3 protein-coding genes are annotated in these 1,203 nt (G+C 60.2%); all 3 read left to right on the top strand.

The window, feature by feature from the left end; translation table 11 throughout:
* Positions 1 to 170 precede the first annotated feature (170 nt).
* Positions 171 to 368, top strand: a complete 198-nt coding sequence (locus AC097P_RS24340; protein ID WP_479612993.1) for a hypothetical protein — start codon at positions 171 to 173, stop codon at positions 366 to 368.
* A 32-nt stretch (positions 369 to 400) separates the two neighbouring features.
* Positions 401 to 646, top strand: a complete 246-nt coding sequence (locus tag AC097P_RS24335; RefSeq protein ID WP_479612992.1) for a helix-turn-helix transcriptional regulator — start codon at positions 401 to 403, stop codon at positions 644 to 646.
* A gap of 94 nt (positions 647 to 740) precedes the next feature.
* Positions 741 to 1,203: CHC2 zinc finger domain-containing protein (locus AC097P_RS24330; RefSeq protein ID WP_479612991.1), on the top strand; the 463-nt coding region annotated here is incomplete at its 3' end.

Genomic DNA, 1,203 nt, shown 5'->3' with positions numbered 1-1,203 from the left:
TACTGGATATAAACCCATTAGGGTTTATCGGTAGTACGAATGCAGGAACACCATGATCGTTCTCAAGTGCACTCAAGACCGCGTTTTGGCAGTGCTTCAATCTGTAGCTGGCATCGTTGAGCGACGCCACTCCCTTCCAGTGTTGAAGGGAGGCCTCTGTGGCATAACCAATGGACACCCCGAGCAAGGTGGTGGTGGCGCAAGCACTGATGTGGATTGCGACGGAAACGACACCAGTGGCGAAGCGCCCGCAGTCACCGCCAGCGACGATGACGGCGATTCCGAAGAAGGCGACCCCGACCGACAAAGAAGAAAGGCAATCAGAACCAGAAACCCCAAGGCAGGCGCTGACCAGCGCAATTTATTAACTACTAAACGCCGAGACGGCGCTGTAAACCAAATGACCTCAAACCCTCGCGCAGACGCGCAACCCAATGCCACCATTCCGGCTGGCGCGCTCCCCTCTCCCCAAAATCCTGACATTGCCCTGTGGCGCTTGCCCACGGTGTTGGCACACGTCCCGGTTAGCCGATCCCACTGGTGGGCAGGCGTGGCCGAAGGCCGCTACCCCGCACCCGTGAAGCTGTCAAAACGCTGCGTCGCCTGGCGCAGCGCCGACATTCGCGCCCTGATTGCTTCTTTCTAAGCGAGGTGCAACATGAAAAGCACCTTCAACGGCACAACGCCGGGAACAAGCACGTCGGTTCGCACGGCAATTTCAAACGCAGCGGGAGGTCAACATGCCGTTTGACCGCACCCTACTCCCTGACCCGGTTACCTACTTTGAGAACCAGGGCCTGACCCTCAAAGGCCCACGGTCTGCCAAGTGGAAGACCACCACCTGCAACTTTCATGGCGGCTCGGATTCCATGCGCGTCAACGTCACCACGGGCGCGTGGGTGTGCATGAGCTGCGGCGAGAAAGGCGGCGACGTGCTGGCCTATGAGATCAAGGACGGTGGCCGCGAGTTTGTCGACGCGGCCAAAGCCTTGGGCTGCTGGGTGGACGATGGCCGCCCGCAGGTACAAACCAAGCCCACGCCGCTCAGCCCGCGCCTAGCGCTGTCAGTGATGGCGTTTGAATCCACGCTCACGGCAGTTGCCACTGGCAATGTGGCCAACGGCGTAACGCTGACCGATGCCGACCGGGCGCGCCTGATGGTGGCGGCCAATCGCATCAACCGACTGGTGGAGGCTTTCGCAT

Source organism: Rhodoferax sp. ZS1R8, from assembly GCF_056521325.1.
Note: the sequence above shows the minus strand (reverse complement) of the source record. Positions and strands in the feature narration are given on the sequence as shown.

What these genes read in the sequence shown, in the direction of transcription:
- AC097P_RS24340 (WP_479612993.1), top strand. Translation starts at nt 171, where the DNA reads ATGGACACCCCGAGCAAGGTGGTGGTGGCGCAAGCACTGATGTGGATT.
- AC097P_RS24335 (WP_479612992.1), top strand. Translation starts at nt 401, where the DNA reads ATGACCTCAAACCCTCGCGCAGACGCGCAACCCAATGCCACCATTCCG.